Origin of the sequence: Paraperlucidibaca baekdonensis (genome assembly GCF_003387535.1) — a bacterium.
Classification (GTDB): Bacteria; Pseudomonadota; Gammaproteobacteria; order Pseudomonadales; family Moraxellaceae; genus Perlucidibaca; species Perlucidibaca baekdonensis.
Genome location: NZ_QUNR01000004.1, coordinates 1 through 17,125, shown reverse-complemented (window position 1 = coordinate 17,125; position 17,125 = coordinate 1). Strand labels below are relative to the sequence as shown.

At 55.7% G+C, this 17,125-nt stretch carries 16 protein-coding genes and 1 tRNA gene; 8 read left to right on the top strand and 9 right to left on the bottom strand.

Annotation, left to right across the window (positions count from 1 at the left end; all coding sequences use genetic code 11):
* Positions 1–9: 9 nt before the first annotated feature.
* The 3 genes from DFR26_RS08810 to prmB are packed head-to-tail and all read right to left on the bottom strand — an operon-like array spanning position 10 to position 3,193.
* Positions 10–1,164 carry an MFS transporter gene (locus DFR26_RS08810; protein WP_220375759.1) on the bottom strand — a complete coding sequence of 385 codons (1,155 nt, stop codon included), beginning with the start codon at positions 1,162–1,164 and terminating at the stop codon, positions 10–12.
* The gene (gene aroC, locus DFR26_RS08805; RefSeq protein WP_116208608.1) at positions 1,161–2,261 is read right to left on the bottom strand and encodes a chorismate synthase; all 1,101 of its coding nucleotides are present in this window, start codon (positions 2,259–2,261) and stop codon (positions 1,161–1,163) included. The genes DFR26_RS08810 and aroC overlap by 4 nt, the downstream gene beginning before the upstream one ends.
* Positions 2,261–3,193 carry a 50S ribosomal protein L3 N(5)-glutamine methyltransferase gene (gene prmB, locus DFR26_RS08800; protein ID WP_116208931.1) on the bottom strand — a complete coding sequence of 311 codons (933 nt, stop codon included), beginning with the start codon at positions 3,191–3,193 and terminating at the stop codon, positions 2,261–2,263. The genes aroC and prmB overlap by 1 nt, the downstream gene beginning before the upstream one ends.
* A 177-nt stretch (positions 3,194–3,370) precedes the next feature.
* Between prmB and DFR26_RS08795 the strand changes: the two genes are divergently transcribed.
* The 3 genes from DFR26_RS08795 (at position 3,371) to DFR26_RS08785 (ending at position 6,240) form a co-directional block, all read left to right on the top strand.
* The gene (locus tag DFR26_RS08795) at positions 3,371–4,048 is read left to right on the top strand and encodes a Smr/MutS family protein (RefSeq protein ID WP_116208607.1); all 678 of its coding nucleotides are present in this window, start codon (positions 3,371–3,373) and stop codon (positions 4,046–4,048) included.
* Between the two features lie 61 nt (positions 4,049–4,109).
* A complete protein-coding gene (gene folE, locus DFR26_RS08790; protein WP_116208606.1) occupies positions 4,110–4,652 on the top strand; it encodes a GTP cyclohydrolase I FolE in 543 nt (180 codons plus the stop codon).
* Between the two features lie 133 nt (positions 4,653–4,785).
* Positions 4,786–6,240, top strand: a complete 1,455-nt coding sequence (locus DFR26_RS08785) for a mechanosensitive ion channel (protein ID WP_116208605.1) — start codon at positions 4,786–4,788, stop codon at positions 6,238–6,240.
* 45 nt (positions 6,241–6,285) lie between these two features.
* On the opposite strand, the gene DFR26_RS08780 is transcribed toward DFR26_RS08785, so the two are convergent.
* Together DFR26_RS08780 and DFR26_RS08775 are read right to left on the bottom strand one after the other, a co-directional pair.
* Positions 6,286–7,197, bottom strand: a complete 912-nt coding sequence (locus DFR26_RS08780; RefSeq protein WP_116208604.1) for a DMT family transporter — start codon at positions 7,195–7,197, stop codon at positions 6,286–6,288.
* 100 nt (positions 7,198–7,297) lie between these two features.
* Positions 7,298–7,771 carry an Mpo1 family 2-hydroxy fatty acid dioxygenase gene (locus DFR26_RS08775; protein ID WP_116208603.1) on the bottom strand — a complete coding sequence of 158 codons (474 nt, stop codon included), beginning with the start codon at positions 7,769–7,771 and terminating at the stop codon, positions 7,298–7,300.
* Positions 7,772–7,936: 165 nt separating this feature from the next.
* On the opposite strand from DFR26_RS08775, the gene DFR26_RS08770 reads away from it, so the two are divergent.
* Entirely contained in the window at positions 7,937–9,499 is a 1,563-nt protein-coding gene (locus DFR26_RS08770) for a flavin-containing monooxygenase (RefSeq protein ID WP_116208602.1), read from the top strand.
* Here DFR26_RS08770 and DFR26_RS08765 read toward each other — a convergent pair.
* The 3 genes from DFR26_RS08765 to DFR26_RS08755 form a co-directional block, all read right to left on the bottom strand.
* Entirely contained in the window at positions 9,479–10,363 is an 885-nt protein-coding gene (locus DFR26_RS08765) for an alpha/beta fold hydrolase (protein ID WP_116208601.1), read from the bottom strand. The genes DFR26_RS08770 and DFR26_RS08765 overlap by 21 nt on opposite strands.
* Positions 10,360–11,199 carry an alpha/beta fold hydrolase gene (locus DFR26_RS08760; RefSeq protein WP_116208600.1) on the bottom strand — a complete coding sequence of 280 codons (840 nt, stop codon included), beginning with the start codon at positions 11,197–11,199 and terminating at the stop codon, positions 10,360–10,362. The genes DFR26_RS08765 and DFR26_RS08760 overlap by 4 nt, the downstream gene beginning before the upstream one ends.
* An 80-nt stretch (positions 11,200–11,279) precedes the next feature.
* Positions 11,280–14,222, bottom strand: a complete 2,943-nt coding sequence (locus DFR26_RS08755; protein WP_116208930.1) for an insulinase family protein — start codon at positions 14,220–14,222, stop codon at positions 11,280–11,282.
* 150 nt (positions 14,223–14,372) lie between these two features.
* Between DFR26_RS08755 and DFR26_RS08750 the strand changes: the two genes are divergently transcribed.
* On the top strand, positions 14,373–15,908 hold the full coding sequence (locus tag DFR26_RS08750; protein WP_220375758.1) for a DUF3336 domain-containing protein: 1,536 nt from the start codon (positions 14,373–14,375) through the stop codon (positions 15,906–15,908).
* A gap of 87 nt (positions 15,909–15,995) precedes the next feature.
* A tRNA-Lys gene (locus DFR26_RS08745) sits at positions 15,996–16,071 on the top strand.
* A 186-nt stretch (positions 16,072–16,257) separates the two neighbouring features.
* Here the strand turns inward: DFR26_RS08745 and DFR26_RS08740 are convergent.
* Positions 16,258–16,491 carry a helix-turn-helix domain-containing protein gene (locus tag DFR26_RS08740; RefSeq protein ID WP_116208599.1) on the bottom strand — a complete coding sequence of 78 codons (234 nt, stop codon included), beginning with the start codon at positions 16,489–16,491 and terminating at the stop codon, positions 16,258–16,260.
* 141 nt (positions 16,492–16,632) lie between these two features.
* Between DFR26_RS08740 and DFR26_RS08735 the strand changes: the two genes are divergently transcribed.
* Both DFR26_RS08735 and DFR26_RS08730 read left to right on the top strand, forming a co-directional pair.
* Positions 16,633–16,869, top strand: coding sequence for a hypothetical protein (locus tag DFR26_RS08735; protein ID WP_116208928.1), 237 nt, complete (start codon positions 16,633–16,635; stop codon positions 16,867–16,869).
* A partial coding sequence (locus DFR26_RS08730) for an Arm DNA-binding domain-containing protein (protein WP_116208927.1) occupies positions 16,856–17,125 on the top strand: 270 nt, incomplete at its 3' end. The genes DFR26_RS08735 and DFR26_RS08730, both read left to right, overlap by 14 nt.

Sequence of the window (17,125 nt, the reverse complement as noted above, 5' to 3'; positions counted from 1 at the left end):
TCCGCGCGCTTAGGCTGCGCGGCCATAACGCGCGGCCGTGCTCATCAGCACAAACGCCATCACACACAAACCAGCCGCCGCCGTGAAGACCCACGGCCCGGTGTCTGGCGCCCAAACCATGCCAACCCACCACGAACCCAGCGCCACGCCCGTGCCCCACAGCATGCTGTAGATCGCCTGACCTTGTCCTTGATTGCCATCGCCAAAATAGCGATACACGCGCGCCATGGCCGCGGCATGAAAGGTGGCAAAACTCGCCGCATGCAGCAGCTGCGCCAGCCAAATAATCACCACGCTATCAACAAACTGGCCAATCAGAATCCAGCGCAACGCGGCTAACAACAGACTAATGAGCATCAAGCGATACTCACCGACCCACGGCAAAAATCGGTGCATCACTAAAAATATACCGACCTCGGCCAGTACGCCCACGCCCCATAACCAGCCGATATGCGAGCGTGAATAACCATGCTCCTCGAGGAAGATGCTGTAGAAAGTGTAATACGGCGCATGCGACAGTTGCAGCAGAAAATGCGCTAGAAAAAAACTCCACACGGGGGTGCGCTTCAGTGTTTGCCACACACTGGCCTGCGCTGCTTGCCGCGTCGGCGTGGCAATATCCGGCACCCAAAGACTCGCCAACCACGTGGCGACCGCACACGCTAAAAGCGCCAATGGCAGTGCGCTCACCGGGTAGTAATCAAAGGCCAAGCCTAAGCCTGTGCCGGTGACAATAAAACCTAGCGAGCCCCACACTCGCACCTGACTGTAGCGCGCGCGCTGATCGCCAAGATGCGCCATGGTGACCGCTTCAAACTGCGCCAAAATGGCATTTTGGAAGAAGCCATAAGCCAACAGCACCGCGGCTAATGGCCAAAACTCACGCGCAATAAATACGCCCAGCCAGCCAACACAGATCATCAGCGCGCCGATGCGCACTAGGCGCAAACGCTGACCGGTGGTGTCAGCAATATAGCCCCAGAAATTCGGTGCGATGATGCGGGTTGCCATCACCACCGCCATCAGCTCGCCGATGGCAGCCGCGTTAAAACCGAGGCTCTGCAGATACAGGCCCCAATACGGCATGAAACCGCCAATGACGGCAAAGTAGAAGAAGTAAAACGCGCCCAGCGCAACAAACGGTGGGCGTGCTGCTGAACTCACGGCGCCTGCGCGGCGATCACCGGCGTGCTGCATTGGACACGGGCATTTTGCGCACGATGACGCAGCGCATGATCGAGCAAGACAATCGCCATCATGGCCTCAGCAATGGGTGTCGCGCGCACGCCCACGCAGGGATCGTGACGGCCTTTGGTGACCACCTCAATGGCCTCGCCGGCGAGATTAATACTGCGCCCCGACGTGGTAATACTCGACGTGGGTTTCAGGGCAATACGCACCACCAAGTCTTGGCCGGTGGAGATGCCGCCAAGCACACCGCCGGCATGGTTGCTGAGAAAGCCATCGGGCGTGAGCTCATCGCGATGCTGCTCACCGCGCTGATTCACCACCGCAAAACCATCGCCAATTTCCACGCCTTTGACGGCATTGATACTCATCATGGCATGCGCCAAATCAGCATCGAGGCGATCAAACACCGGCTCGCCCCATCCCACTGGCAGGCCATCAGCAAACACCTCAATAGCCGCACCAATGCTTGAGCCTTCGCTGCGCATGCTCAACACCAAAGCCTCCATCTGCGCCACCGCATCGCGATCACCGCAGAAAAACGGGTTGTCGCGGACATAATCCCAGTCGCAGGTTTTCGCTTTAATGTCGCCAATTTGCGCCACACGGCCGCGAATACGCACACCAAAATGCTCACTCAACACCTTACGCGCAATGGCACCGGCGGCGACGCGCATGGCGGTCTCGCGCGCACTCGAACGGCCACCGCCGCGATAATCGCGAAAGCCATATTTGTGAGTGTAGGTGTAGTCGGCGTGAGCCGGTCGAAACGTATCGGCAATATTGCCGTAATCTTTCGAGCGCTGATCGGTATTTTCAATGACCAGCGCAATCGGCGTGCCCGTGGTTTTGCCCTCAAACACGCCGGATAAAATGCGCACCACATCGTCTTCGCGACGCTGCGTAGCAAACGACGAGGTGCCCGGTTTGCGGCGATCAAGATCACCCTGCAAATCGGCCTCAGTCAGCGCCACACCGGGCGGCACCCCATCGACAATCGCAGTTAAGGCTGGGCCATGCGACTCACCAGCGGTCATGACGCGAAAGACTTGTCCTAGGCTATTTCCGGCCATCAGATACTGCTCTCAAAAGTGGCTTGATGTTCACGGCACTCGGCTGCGCTTAAGACAAACACGCCCTGCCCGCCGCGAATAAAGTCGACCCAAACAAAGGGCACATCGGGGAAGGTTTGCTGCAAGGCCCATTGTGAATTACCGACCTCGACCACGAGCACGCCATCGTCGGTGAGATAGTCGGCGGCTTCGGCCAAAATACGCTTGGTAATGTCGAGGCCATCGACGCCGGAGGCCAGGCCAAGCTCTGGTTCGCGTGTGAACTCCAGCGGCAAGTCGGCCATGTCTTCGGCATCCACATAGGGCGGGTTGCTGACAATTAAATCGTAGCGCTGGCCGGGAAGTTTATTAAACACATCCGACTCAATAAGGCCAACGCGCTCGGTAAGTTCGTGATGCTCAACATTGAGCGCCGCCACACTCAGGGCATCGATAGAAATATCGGTGCCATCGACAATGGCCTCGGGAAACTCCATCGCGCAGGCAATGGCAATGCAGCCGGAGCCCGTGCACAAGTCTAAAATGCGCTGCGGCTCAACACTTAGCCACGGCAAAAAGCGGCTCTCAATAAGCTCGGCGATCGGCGAGCGCGGCACCAACACGCGCTCATCGACATAAAATGGCAAATTGGCGAAATACGCCAAATTCAATAAATACGCTAATGGCGTGCGGTCATTGACTCGACGCTTTAACACCTCGGCAATGGCCGCGCGCTCGCTCGGCAGCACCACGGCATCGATGATTTCGGCATCGGCAGACCACGCCAAATTCAGCGTTTGCATGACCAGTGCCGTGGCCTCAGCAAACGGGTCATCGCTGCCATGGCCTAAATGCACGTCACAGCCACGAAAGCAGCTCACGCCAAAACGTATCCAGTCGCGAATGCTGACTAAGTGTTGTTGCGCCTCCGCGAGTACTTCATCAGATAGCATTAAGTCATCAGATAGATCGCTCACGCGCACTCCTTAGCCATCCGGCAATAAATTCGCAACCCGTGTAGGCTGCTTGGGACTGATGATTTTATACTAGCTAGCGCTTCAGGGTTAGCCCCACTGGCCCGTGCATACCATGGACATTGGGCATGACTTGGTCAACGAGGATAGTTATCGATGAAAGATCCGCTGCTCAGCGCGCTAAAACGCCAGCTCAAGGCCGAGACGGCCGTGGTCTCAGCGGCAACGCCGACTAAACCGGCACGTATGCCCGAGCTCAGTGAAGAGGAGCTATTTGCGCGCGCCATGCACGGCGCCAAGCGCATTCATGCCCCCGCGCCACCACCACGCCCCACGCGACGCCCCACGCCCAGCCCGCAAGCGCTGCTGCGTCGCGCCCAAGCCGAGGGCGAGCTTGAACGCATTGATCAGCCACTCTCAGATACCGTGGCGCTGCTCGCCAGCGTAGCGCCAGAAGCCATCCTCGCCTTTCGCCAACAAGGCCTGCAGCCGCGCCAATTCGATCAGCTCAAAGCCGGCAAGCTCAACTGGCAGGCCGCCGTGGACTTACATGGCTGCACGCTCGATCAAGCCCGCGAGGCCGTGCTGAACCTGCTCGATAACTGTCAAAAAGAACACCTACAGGTTGCCAAAATCGTCCATGGCAAAGGCCTGATCAACGGCCAAGCGGTCTTGAAAAGCGCGGTCAATGGCTGGCTCAAGCAACTGCCGCAAGTGCTCGCGTTTAGCTCAGCCATCCCGCGCGATGGCGGTACCGGCGCGGTGGTCTTGCTGCTCAAGCGCGATCGCCAAGCACGCATCGACCCAAGACTCGACAAACCCGAGCCGCTGTAGGCTTTACTCATGCGGCGTTAATCGCTAGCGTGCAGGCTCACTAGATCACACGAGAACAACCATGGAAAACGCCTACGCAGATATTATCCGCGCAGTGGGTGAAGACCTGGGCCGTCCCGGCCTGCTCGACACCCCAAAACGCGCTGCCAAAGCCTTCAAATACCTCTGCAAAGGCTATGAAGAAGACCTCGACACCTTAGTTAATGGCGCGGTATTTCCTTCCGACAACGACCAAATGGTGTTGGTCAAAGACATCGAGCTGTATTCGCTCTGCGAGCACCATCTGCTGCCGTTTATCGGCAAAGTGCATGTTGCCTATATTCCATCAGGGCAAGTTTTGGGTCTGTCGAAAGTGGCCCGCATTGCCGATATGTATGCGCGTCGCCTGCAAATCCAAGAAAACCTCACCAAGCAAATTGCCGATGCTATTCAGCAAGTGACCAACGCGCGCGGCGTGGCGGTGACCATCGAAGCCAAGCATATGTGCATGATGATGCGCGGTGTGGAAAAGCAAAACTCGGTAATGAAAACCTCGATTATGCTGGGTATGTTTCGCGAAAATCCGCAAACGCGAAACGAGTATTTGGCGCTCATTAATAGCTAAGTTGTGCCGACACACCGTCGCCTAAACCGGCTCTGCGGTTTACAGCGACGGTAATCTCCCCTAGGGTAAAAAAGCGACTCATTATTGAAATCAATAACCTAGTCAGCTCCCCCCTTGGTTTGGAGAATTTCTCATGGAACACTTTTCCCTCGCCGAGCGCCTGCAAGACACCCTCAGTGGTCAAGTCCCCGCCATCATTGGCGCGCTCTTGTTACTGCTGGTGGGTTGGATTGTCGCGCTCATGGCTGCGGCATTGTCACGCAAAATATTGACCACTGTTGAGCTTAACGATCGCGTGCGGCGAAGCACCGGCATCGACGCCAACTTAGAAGCCATCGTTGCGCGTATCGCCTTTTGGTTTATTTTCCTCATCGCACTGATTGCCAGCTTCAATCTGCTCAGCCTGTTTAATGTCTCCGCGCCCTTATCGAATATGCTCGGCGAAGTCATGACCTACTTGCCACGACTGGTCTCAGGCTTGGTGCTGCTGGTGGTCGGCTGGGTGTTGGCCTCGTTGGTGCGTACCGGCATTACAAAGTTACTCAACTCCACTTCGGTTGATGAGCGCCTCAGCGCCGAAGCCGGCATGCGGCCGATTAGCGAAAACATGGGTCATGTGGCCTATTGGCTGATTTTATTGATGTTTCTACCGCTGATTTTGGGTGTACTCGATCTCGATGGCCTCATGCAGCCGGTGCAGAACCTCATCGATAACTTACTGACTTACTTACCCAATATCATTGCTGCAGCGGTGATTGCCGTGGTCGGTTATGCCGTGGCGAAAGTCGTCAGCGGCATTGTGAGCAACCTGCTCGGTGCCACACGGCTCTCTGACGCCGCGGCCAAAATAGGCCTCAGCGACAGTGTCGACTTGGCAAAGGGCATCGGCAGCGTGGTGTTTTTGCTGATCTTTGTGCCGGCATTAATTTCCGCGCTCGACGCTCTCGGCATTGAAGCGATTGCCGGGCCGGCGAAAAACCTGCTCGATCAATTGGTCTCCGCCGTACCCGGCATCATTGCCGCGGCACTGATCATTGTGCTGACTTACTATGTGGCTCGCTTTGCAAGCGCCTTCGTGACCCGCCTTATGGCCAGCGCAGGCTTCGATACCTTGCCAGAGAAAATTGGCATGGGCCAAGCGCTAGGCGACCGCTCACTATCGACTGTCATTGGGCAACTGGTGATGTTTTTCGCCATGCTGTTTGCCAGCATTGAGGCCGCTCATCAGCTTGGCTTCAGCGCCGTGAGCCAACTCGTCAGCGCCTTTATCGTATTCGGTAGCGATATTTTGCTGGGTGCAGTGATCTTACTGGTTGGCTTTTGGCTGGCAAATGTCATTGCGGGTGTGGTCGCGCAAAACAACCGTAGCGATAGCGCCTGGCTGTCTGGCCTGGTACGCACCTTGGTGATCGGCCTTGTGATTGCCATGGGCTTACGTGCCATGGGCATTGCCGACTCGATCGTCAACTTAGCCTTTGGCTTAACGCTCGGCGCCGTGGCCGTGGCGTTTGCCCTCGCCTTTGGCTTGGGTGGCCGTGAGGCCGCGGGTAAGTTGCTTGAGCGCTGGACATCGCGCCAAGACGACTAACGCAAACGCTGGTGTGGCTACTGACTGCCACATCAGCACCCCCACTTACGGCGTAGCCGGTAGAATCACTTTCGCACGTGCCAACGCGCCAATCAGTGCGCCTAAAAATGTCAGCAACAACCCCATGGCCGATGCAGGCGTCAGCAGCTCACCGAGCCATGCAACCGCTAATAACGTGCCCGCCACGGGTACCGCCGACATAATCACCGCCACACGTACGGCGCCGAGCAATTCGGTCGCTTTGGCAAATGTCCACATCGCCACACACACCACAATGCCGCCTTGGTAAAAGCCTTGCAGCGCAATATCACCCCAACTCGCCTGCGCCAACGCTTTGGGCAAAAACACGACATACACCGGCACATACACCAGCAGGGAGAATGCCACCACACCGAGCGTGACGTCGAATGCGCGCGTTTGCCAATAGCGCAGCAACACGGCAAATAATGACCAACACAGGCTGGCAGCAAGAAACATCAGATCGCCAGGCAGGCTTTGCCAACTCGCACCACGCATCATGGCAACAAACAGCGTGGTGACGCCGGAAATAATCAGCGCCAAGCCCAACATGCGCTGCAAGCTCGGCATTTCGCGCAATAACATGAGCGCAAACAGTGTAGTGAAAAATGGCAAGGTGCCAGCAATCAATACCGCACCGTGGTTGGCCGGCGCGTAATGAAAGCCGCCATAAGCAAATAAGGGATAACTAATGCCCGCCAACAAAGCAAAGCTCAATGACTGATACCACTGCAGCTTACGTTTGGCGGGATTCAACAGGCGTGGCAACCACCATGGCAACAAAATAGCCGCCGCGAACAGTGTGCGCAGTGCCGCCACATCAAACGGTGTTAGCGGGCTTTGCCCACCAACGCGTGAAATAATCACGAAGCCAGACCAAATGCACACCGTGGTTAATGCAAAAAGATAGCCTTTTTCAATTGCTTGCAGCGCGCGCATGACACAACCTCGACCTGTCGTAGTAATGACTACATCAAGCGGCCGAGTGTACGCGCTCGCCTACTCGTTCGCGCTCAGACAAAACCTACTTTAGTCGCGATTATTTAGCGCGCAATGGCACGCCCCATTCTTCCAAAACAAATAGTGGGCCAATCAGCAAAAATACGAGGTCGTCGACAAAGCTTGGCTTCGCGCCTTCAATATTATGACCCACCAGTTGGAGCGCCCAAGCTGCAATCCACGCAATGGCCGCTGTCCACACCAACGGCAAGCTCGACTGTTCAACGGCCATGATCACCGCGATAGATACCGCCAAAAATGCCGCCATAGCGGCTACGGCACGCCAACCCAGACGGCTATAAAAGCCAATGATCATGAGCACAGAGGCCACGGTGGCGATATTGACAAACGGTGCCCAAGCCGCCTCCACGCCCAGTAACGCCGCGCTTAGGGGCCAGCCAAATGCCAACGAGCTAATCAAAATTACCGGCACGCAGAGAAAATGAATGCGTTGATTACTGGGGTGGCGATGAGTTTTGCCGTATTCGTTGAGAAATTCGCTAATGGAACGCATAACAGCCTCGATATGTTCGTAGTTATAGGTATGAAACTACGCCAAAAACCCCATGGCTGTCAGCTACTTGAGTGATTTTTTCGATAAAATGTCATTCTGACAATTGACGATGTCATATTTCTTGTGGAATAGTGCGCGCACTTCATCACACGCAGGAGTCTGCCCATGAATGCCCCGCTCACCGCTTCGCCCGTCTCGGCCACGACTGTGCTGGACGCTGTTATTGTTGGCGCTGGATTTTCCGGACTGGGTATGGCCATTCGCCTCAAGCTTGGCGGCGTGGAAAACTTCCGTGTCTTTGAGCGTGGTCACGATGTCGGAGGCACCTGGCGTGATAACACCTACCCCGGCTGTGGCTGTGATGTGAAATCAGCGCTCTACTCTTACTCATTTGAACCGTGGGCCGAATGGTCAAATGACTACGCCAAACAAGGCGAAATTTACAGCTATGTGCGTCATTGCGCGAATAAATACGGCATGTATCCGTTTATTCAGTTCAACACCGCGGTGACTGGCGCGCGCTACGACGCGAGCAGCGGCCATTGGCAGGTGAGTTTAAGCAGCGGCGAGACGGTTACCGCACGCTCGCTGATCACCGCACCAGGTCCTTTTGCTGACCCCAAGCAACCCGATATTGCCGGCCTCGACAGCTTCCAAGGCAAGACGCTGCACACCGCGCGCTGGGATAAATCAGTCGACCTTAAAGGCAAACGTGTTGGCCTCATCGGCACCGGCGCTACGGCGGTTCAAGTTGGCCCAGCGATTGCCGATGACGTTGCCAGCTTGACAGTGTTTCAGCGCACGGCCAATTGGATCATGCCACGCATGGATCGCGACATCAGTGAAGAAGAGAAAGCCATCAAGCGCCGCTCACCGTCGCGCATGCTGGCCAGCCGCCTCGGGGTGTATTGGTTCAATGAGCTAACCGCGCCGTTTTTGATTTTACGCTACGACCTGTTTAAATCGCAGCCACAAAAGCTGGCCACCAGCTACCTCAAACACAAAGTCAAAGATGCTGCCTTACGCGCCAAGCTCACGCCTAATTTTAAGTTTGGCTGCAAGCGCGTTTTGGTGTCGAGTGATTGGTATCCGACCATGCAACGCGAGCATGTGCAGCTCGAAACCAATGGCATCAGCCACATTTGCGAGCAAGGCGTGATCACTGCCGACGGCCAACTCCACGAGCTCGATGTGATCATTTTGGCGACTGGCTACGAGGTCCGTCACACCGGCTCACCCGTGCCCATCACTGGCCTTAATAACACTCAGCTCAACGATAAATGGCGCGATGGCACCGAGGCCTATCAAGGCATTAGCACCGCGGGCTTCCCGAACTTGTATTTCTTAGTTGGCCCCTTCACGGGTCCAGGCCACACATCGGTGATTGCCTACGCTGAAGCGCAAATTGACTACGTCTATCAGGCGCTGAAATTAAAGGCCGAGCGTGGCATTAAGGCGCTATCGGTGAAGCCAGAAGTTGAAGCCGCGTTTGTCAGCAGCATGGACAGCCGCAGCGAACACACGGTATGGAAGTCTGGCTGCGCCAGCTGGTACTTAAGCCCCAATGGCCGCAACAACACGCTCTATCCCGGCTTAAATGCCGAATACCGTTTGCGCATTGCCCGCTTTAACCCCAGTGACTATGTGCTCGAATGTGCCACTGACGGCCTACGCAAAGCCGGCGTGCGCGACCATCTACATACCGCTTTAACCGCCTTGCGCGGCTAAAAATGCGTTAATGGCATCGGCTACGCGCTCGGGGCAGTCATCGAGATGCAAATGATGACCGCCTTCGAGCGCCACCTGCTCAAGCTGTTTGAAATGCGCTAGGCGCTGCGCGTATCGCGGTTGATTTTTTCCCAGCGTATTGGGCAGGCCTTGATCGCCGGTAATCAGCAGACACGGCGCCGTAATGGCATCAATGCAGGCCAAAACTTGCGCTTCGCTATAGCGCATCAATGAATTTAAGCGCAGGCGCTTATCGGTGCGCCAACGCAGCTCGCCGGCCGCTGTTTGCCTCAATGCACGTTCGCACAAGGCGCGTGAAGCGCGCTCACTGAGCATGCCCGCGACACCGTGACGGCGTGCCGCCACAGCCTGGTCAATATCAGCAATCGGCTTTCGGCTCGGATTATAAGTCGCTAAATTTTCTATCGCCGCGCGCGTATCACGTGCGTAATTGGCGGGATCGGCTGAAATCGGCCCCAGGCCATCGATCAATATCAGTGCCTTCACGCGCTCTGGAAAAATCCCCGCGATGAGCATTAACAGCCCCGCGCCAAGCGAATGTCCGAGCAGGATCAGCGGGCCATTATTGGGCGCAATATGCGCCATGGCAGCATAAATATCGTCGAGGAAATCGGCATTGTGATAACGCATGCCCGCCGGGCGCGGATCGCTTAAGCCGTGACCTGGTAAATCAAGTGCGTGGATGGCATGACCGCGCAGCCGCGGCGCTAGCTCATTAAACGTGCCGGCATTATCCATCCAGCCATGCACGGCCAAAATGGGCAGCGCCGCTTCAGATCCAGGCCAAATTTTCACGGCTAGCTCGCCACGACCCCAAGCTTGGCTAATACGATACTCGCTCATGACGCGCGATGGCGTGGCTGGCTGCTATGCGTGCCGGCATGGATCGCGAAAATATGTTCCCGCACACGCGCCGCCGTTTGCGCCGGCTGTTCTAATGGAAACATGTGATCGCCCAGCGTGATCTCTAGCGGCACGCCTTGGGCCTTCGCCAATTTCGCCATATTGCCGCTGCGTAAAAATTCGCTACTGGCGCCAGTCATCACCACCCGCGGAATGGCCAATGGTCGCCAATAACGCCAGGAATCGCTCGGCGTATGACGAAACATCTCAACCTCGCGCTCGGGCTCGAATGCCAAGCGCACGCCGTCACCATCGGGCACTAAACCATGGGTCATATAACACTGGAAACTGTCATCGCTAAAGGCTTTAAACAGGCCTTTATGGCGTAATGAATCGTGCATCGCTTGCGCGCTCGGCCAGCTCGCACGTCGCCCTTTGCTGCGCCCAGCCGGCGTGATGCGATCAATCTGGCCAATGGCTTTCATCATGCCCATGAACATTCCTGCTAGTGGGTTAATGGTCGCCGGGTCCATCAAGATGATGCCTTGAAATAGGTTCGGGTCGCGATGTGCGGCGATCAACGAGCACATGCCGCCGAGCGAATGGCCAAGGGCGATCACCGGGCGGCCATCGGCCTGTGACCGAACGGAGTCAGCGAGCTCATCACCCAGGCCATGCCAGTTTGGCGCAATCGCATAGCGTGGATTATGACCAAGCTTGGGGATAGCAATAATATCGATGTCGTCACCGAGGGCCTCGAAAAACGCCCCGTAACTGCCGCTGGGAAAACCATTGGCATGACCAAAATGCACCAGCGGTCGCGTTGATTGCGTCATTGCCGCACTCCTCTGTGCTGCCGGCGCGCGTATCGTGCAGCGCCAGCAGCGGTGTTTGGGTTGGTAGAAAGCTCGCCGAATTACAGCTTTTGTATCGTCATGCCCAATGCCGCAACTTGCTCAGCCGCTGCCATGGGCGCAATAACCGCTGTGTGCGCGAGCTCCGGCTGCAGATACTCGCGCGCCACGCGCACGATGTCCTCGGGCGTCAGCGTCAAGAGCTTCTCGCGTAATGCCTGACGGTCAGCTAGGCGACGGCCATAAAGCTGCTGATGGAAATCTTGACGCGCCTCGCCAGCTGGCGACATGGGCTTATCGAGATCGGCAAATAAGCCTAACAATACCTCCTCTAAAGCCGACGCAGGCAGCGGCTGACTGTGTAGCCAGTCGAGGCTGGCGTCGAAATCGGCCAAGGTCTCGGCCAGGCGCGGGTCGCGGTAGGAAAAGAAGCGAAACGCGCAGCTATTGGCGTCATAGCTGGCGCCGCCACCGTAAGCGCCGCCCTGCTCACGAATGGCTCGATGCAAAAAGCCATTGCGCAAAATACCGCCGAGCGCCATCAACGCAGGGGCATCGGCATGACCACTGGGTACGGCCGGATACGCACGCGCACAAAAATGCACCTGCGTTTGCGTTAGCCACGCCTCATTGACCCGCTCGCTCGCCGTGGGCCACGTCATCGGCTCGGCACTGCCTGTGCGCCGCATCGCCCATAATGGCTGCGCACTTTCAATGGCCTGCGTTAACACCTCAGGCTCGGCAATCATGAGTAATTGGCGCGGCATGGAGAGCACCAGCTGATGCATAGCAGCCAGCTCTTGCGCTAAGGCATTGAGCGCCTCGGGTGTGGCGGCGCTGGCATGCAGCTCGCGTAAAAAACGAATGCCAAAAAGGCCACCATGGCGCTGCTGAAACGCCGCCAGCGCGCTCATTGAGCGAGAAGCCGCGCCCATGGCTAAGGCATGACCTTGGCCTGTAATACTGCCTTCTAAGCGGCCTTTTAACTGGGCTAGGAGCTCACCGATGCGGGCAGTTTCATCGAAGCGTTGGGCAAATAAACTCTCATCGACGAGCTGCTGAAAGGCGTCTTGGTTATAGCTCAATGCTTTGCCGCTGACGATCAAGTGCGCCTGCGCTTGTTCGGCATTCGTGCGCGTTGTGCGTGCTGATAAGCTCATGCGCAGGCCGCCGGTAACGGCACTTTGGCGCTGCTGCAGGGCTTTGTAGTCGTGCGAGCCCGCACCCAGCTCGGCAAACACCGTGGTGTAGAGCGGTAAAAGTTGAGTTTGGCGCGGCGAGAATGCCGGCAAATCGATGACGATTTGCTGGTAATACAGGCCATTGGTGCCTTGCGCATAACGCGTTAAGGGGTGCTCGGCCAGGGTGCTGAATACGGGTGCGCGCTCATCGGTCAATGCCTTGGCTTGCACCGGCACATCCGCCAACGTGACTTTCGGTAGCACGTCGGTGTTGGGCGCTTCATTTTGGCGACGCAGCAATGCCTCGGTTTGCTCGCGAATCGCGGCACAATCGGCTGGCGTTAATTGCGCACGCTCAGCGGCAAGCTGGCTGGCTTCAAGCGCATCGCGGCGAGCGGACAAATGGGCATCGGGGCGTAGCGTCAGACGCACACGATGTGGATTATCGAGCAGCAGCTTTTGCACTAAATTGGGTACAAAGCGTGGGTCTTTAATGAGTTCGCGCAGACGCGCTAAGGCCGGCTCAACCTGCCATACGGCTACGGGATCGGCCTCTTGTAACGCCGGGCTCAGGCCATTAAGCAGTAACTGCAGGCCGTAGGGGTAGCTGTCACCACCAATTTCACGCTGACTTAACTCAAACTGATGCAGGACTGCCTCCACATCGGCGAGTGGTACGCCATCACGCGCCACCTGCGTCAATGTGGCCAAAATCATCGCTTCAACGGTCGCGGCGTGCTCAGGCTCTGAGCCTTCTAAGCCGCACAAAAACGTCATTTCGCGGCTATTGTCATCTACGCCGCAAAGCCCCGATGGCGCTTGACCAAGGGCACTGGTTTCGAGCGCCGCTCGCAAGGGTGACGCGGAGTTCTCCAGCAGCACCCCGCTTAAAAGGTGCGCCTCAAAACGCGCATCGGTGTCGCTTGCCGAGCCCAGCAACCAGCCCATGACATGATGTGTTTGAGGGCCTTCAACGCTTTCAGGCGCATACGCCGTGTCCACGCACAGCGGTGCCACAAGGCGCTTTTCATCGCGGCCTAATACAGGCGTTGCAACATCATCAAAGCGCGCCAAGGCCTGTGCTTGAAAGCGCGTTTGCAAGCTCAGCACGGACTCATCGCCAAAGGTCATAAACACGGCATTGGAGGGATGGTAATGACGGCGATGAAAGGCCAGCAGGTCATCGTGTGTGAGGTCTGGAATGTGCGCCGGATCACCGCCGGAGTTGTTGTGATACGTAGTGGTTGGAAAGAGAAACTGATTGACGGTCTCGTAGAGCACGCTATAAGCCGAGCTCATGGCACCCTTCATTTCGTTAAACACCACACCTTTATAGACCAGCGCGGCATCGTCGTCGGCGCTGGCAAACTCGCGGCGAATGCCTTCTTGGGCGAAATCCAAGGCATCGAGGTGCGGAAAAAAAGCGGCGTCTAAGTACACGCTGAGCAGGTTATCGAAATCTTGCTTATTGGTGCTGGCAAATGGGTAAGCCGTCCAGTCACTCGCCGTAAAGGCATTCATAAAGGTGTTTAACGAGCGACGGATCATTAAAAAGAAGGGGTCGCGCACGGGGTATTTTTCTGAGCCGCACAATGCTGTGTGCTCGAGAATATGCGCCACGCCGCGCGAGTCTTCGGGCATGGTTTTAAACGCCACTAAAAATACATTCTCGGGATTATCGGCGGCTAAATGCAAATGCCGCGCGCCGGTGACGCGGTGGCGATATTCGGCAAATGTGGCCTGCAAGTGCGGTAACTCAACGACACGCAAGCATTCGAATGCATCGTGTGCGGACAAAGCCGAGGGCACAGACTTACTGGCCAACGGGGGGCGCTCAGCAATAGCAGTGACAGATGAATTCAACGCAGCCTCCAAAGAAATTATCGTGACAAATAACCTACAGCAGCATGCCTTTTTTGCTGCTCAGCACGGGTGAACAAGGGCTCGACGCATGGTAGCATCGACGCTTTATATTTGTCGGTACTGTACGCGATTATGGCCATCAACCCGAAAATCAGTCGTCTGAAAGCCGCCCGTGAACAAGCCAGCAGCTATGGCGAGTGGCGCGAAACTTCATTAGAGCTCGACGCCCTCACGGGCTTCGACTTATGGAAAATTGAGACGGCTTCTAGCCATTATCACCACGAGCTATTGCGCGATCGGCTGCTCACGCTGCGTCAGTGGCAGGCCACGCATAACCATAAAATGTTGATCCGCGCGCTGCGCGAAGGCCTGCATCACGATCTCGGCAATATGGGTAATCCCATGCTGTTCACGCGCACGCATGTGGGCACCAAGCGCCTCATTGAAGACTTTGTCTCGCAAGTCTGCGCGAGCATGGAATATCTCTGCGATGCCGACATTGAACACTTAAGCAATGACGAAAAGCTGGCACTGTTTGAAGATATTTTAAGCAGCTTCGGCCGCCCCGCTCTGCAGCTCTCCGGTGGCGCCACACTTGGCATGTTCCACATTGGCGTTTGCAAAGCGCTCGATGAGCACGGCTTATTACCCACTGTCATTTCAGGCTCCAGTGCCGGCTCGCTCGTCGCCTCCATGCTCGGCACCCACACGCGCGAAGAAATGGAGCCATTTTATGATGGCGATGCGCTCTATAAGCATGCCTGGAGCTGGAACAAAATCAGCGATGGCCTGCGTGGCAAAGGCTTTGCCAATCAGAAGCAATTGGAAACGTTCATACGCCAAAATGTCGGTGAGATGAGCTTCCAAGAGGCCTTCGAGAAAACCGGCCGCCACATCAATGTGAGCATTTCGCCGGTGGGCACGAACCAAAAATCACGCCTGATGAACGAGCTTACTTCGCCGTATTTGTTGGTCTGGAGCGCGGTACTGGCCTCTTGCGCGGTGCCTGTGCTATTTCCACCCGTCACGCTGACCACGAAAGCCGCCGATGGCTCGCACCAGCCCTATATGCCGCTGGAGCGTTGGGTCGATGGTTCCATGCGCAGCGACATGCCACGCCGCCGCCTGATGCGGCTGTACAATGTGAATTACTTTATTGCTAGCCAAGTTAATCCGCATATTGTGCCGCTACTGGCGTCGGAGCAGCGCCGCTCGGGCAAGGCCAATATCAGCTCGCTGCCCAAGCGCATCCTCAAAACCCAAGCACGCATGCTCGGCATGGGCACCTTACAAACCATTCACGACAACTCGCGTAATGAAGTCTTGCGGCAAATGCTCAGCCACGCCTACACCATGATTTCGCAGAGCTATCATGGCGATGCCACCATCGCACCAAACGGTTATACGCGTGAGCATTACAAGCACATGCTGCAAAACCCCACGAAAGAATCAGTGATTTGGTTCCGCCAGCAAGGTGAGCGCGCCACGTGGCCGAAGATCGACCAGATTCGTACACAGTCGCAAATCAGCATCACGCTCGAGCGCTGCATCGCACATTTACGCCAACGCAAAGCGCATAATTGGCACGAGGCCGAGGTTCGCGCGATTGTGCGCCAAGAAAAAACACAAAAACTGGTAAAAACTTGAGCAGTTAAACGCAAACGGTATTGCCCTTGGGCGGGTGTGCCCCTAAACTACGCCTCGCTCGCACAGGGTATGCCTTGTTAAGCATTTGGGTCGTTAGCTCAGTTGGTAGAGCAGTTGGCTTTTAACCAATTGGTCCCGCGTTCGAGTCGCGGACGACCCACCACTACACTGTTGATTTATCAACGAAAAAAAGACGCTCTGATGAGCGTCTTTTTTTTGCCTGTGATTTGTGCCCTTTTTGTGCCTCTTTTGTGCCCGATCCTGTTAGCGCACTAAAAATCAACCTTCAATAAATTAGCCATGCCTCGACCAATTGGTTTTTAGAGGCACAGCCCTTTCTTACTCAGCTTTAAGCCTCTTTGTTCTCTTTGATGTGAACCATCAAGTCTGAAATCTCACAATCAAAGTAAGTACAAAGCTTGTCTATAACTTCGCTAGTGCAGTTGTAGTCATGAGTGTTGGCAATTTTTGTCAGCGTACTTCTGTTAAGGCCCGTCGCTTCCGCAACCTCCCCCATCGTCACCAATCTCTTCTCCGCAAAGCCTTTATCAGCCATCAGCTCGCGCAGCCGGAACCGTATCATGTTGCCTCCAGTATGAATATGTTGCTCAAAAGCATTAATTTATGTTGACACGCGGCAGACACTGCGTACTATAGGTGGTGAATGTTGCTCACAAGCAACATTTTCTCAAACCAAGCAATTAATGATGACGAGGGTATCACCATGCACGAGTACATAACAGTAGAAGAGTTAGCGACCAGAACTACCTACGCAAAAGAAACAATTACGCGCGGACACATCGCAAGGCTCTTGATAGAGGGCATTCACTTCGTAAGACCATTTGGAGGTAAGAAAAAATTGTACATCTGGGAAAACATTGAAAAAGAAATGCTGGGTGGCTTTAACAAAGTCACAGCAATTCCAATGGCAAGAGGAGGTGCATTAAATGGCACACGTTAGTTATCGAGTAAGAAAAGAAACGGGCAAGTTTGTATTTGATGTGCGTATTGGCGGATGTCGAGTTCGACCACAGACAAACTTAAAAGCTACCAAGGCCAATGAGCGGCTAGTAGAAGGGCTAGCTAAAAAGATGAACGCGGAGATAGAGGTTGGCACTTTTGGAGGGTGTCCTAGACTTTGTGTAACCGGTCTACCAAGCGACACTGTCGCATCAGACCGGAGACACCATGAGCAAGGACAAACCCCCCATCAACGA

What these genes read in the sequence shown, in the direction of transcription:
- aroC (WP_116208608.1), bottom strand. Translation starts at nt 2,261, where the DNA reads ATGGCCGGAAATAGCCTAGGACAAGTCTTTCGCGTCATGACCGCTGGT.
- prmB (WP_116208931.1), bottom strand. Translation starts at nt 3,193, where the DNA reads ATGCTATCTGATGAAGTACTCGCGGAGGCGCAACAACACTTAGTCAGC.
- DFR26_RS08795 (WP_116208607.1), top strand. Translation starts at nt 3,371, where the DNA reads ATGAAAGATCCGCTGCTCAGCGCGCTAAAACGCCAGCTCAAGGCCGAG.
- folE (WP_116208606.1), top strand. Translation starts at nt 4,110, where the DNA reads ATGGAAAACGCCTACGCAGATATTATCCGCGCAGTGGGTGAAGACCTG.
- DFR26_RS08785 (WP_116208605.1), top strand. Translation starts at nt 4,786, where the DNA reads ATGGAACACTTTTCCCTCGCCGAGCGCCTGCAAGACACCCTCAGTGGT.
- DFR26_RS08780 (WP_116208604.1), bottom strand. Translation starts at nt 7,197, where the DNA reads ATGCGCGCGCTGCAAGCAATTGAAAAAGGCTATCTTTTTGCATTAACC.
- DFR26_RS08775 (WP_116208603.1), bottom strand. Translation starts at nt 7,771, where the DNA reads ATGCGTTCCATTAGCGAATTTCTCAACGAATACGGCAAAACTCATCGC.
- DFR26_RS08770 (WP_116208602.1), top strand. Translation starts at nt 7,937, where the DNA reads ATGAATGCCCCGCTCACCGCTTCGCCCGTCTCGGCCACGACTGTGCTG.
- DFR26_RS08765 (WP_116208601.1), bottom strand. Translation starts at nt 10,363, where the DNA reads ATGAGCGAGTATCGTATTAGCCAAGCTTGGGGTCGTGGCGAGCTAGCC.
- DFR26_RS08760 (WP_116208600.1), bottom strand. Translation starts at nt 11,199, where the DNA reads ATGACGCAATCAACGCGACCGCTGGTGCATTTTGGTCATGCCAATGGT.
- DFR26_RS08740 (WP_116208599.1), bottom strand. Translation starts at nt 16,491, where the DNA reads ATGATACGGTTCCGGCTGCGCGAGCTGATGGCTGATAAAGGCTTTGCG.
- DFR26_RS08735 (WP_116208928.1), top strand. Translation starts at nt 16,633, where the DNA reads ATGCACGAGTACATAACAGTAGAAGAGTTAGCGACCAGAACTACCTAC.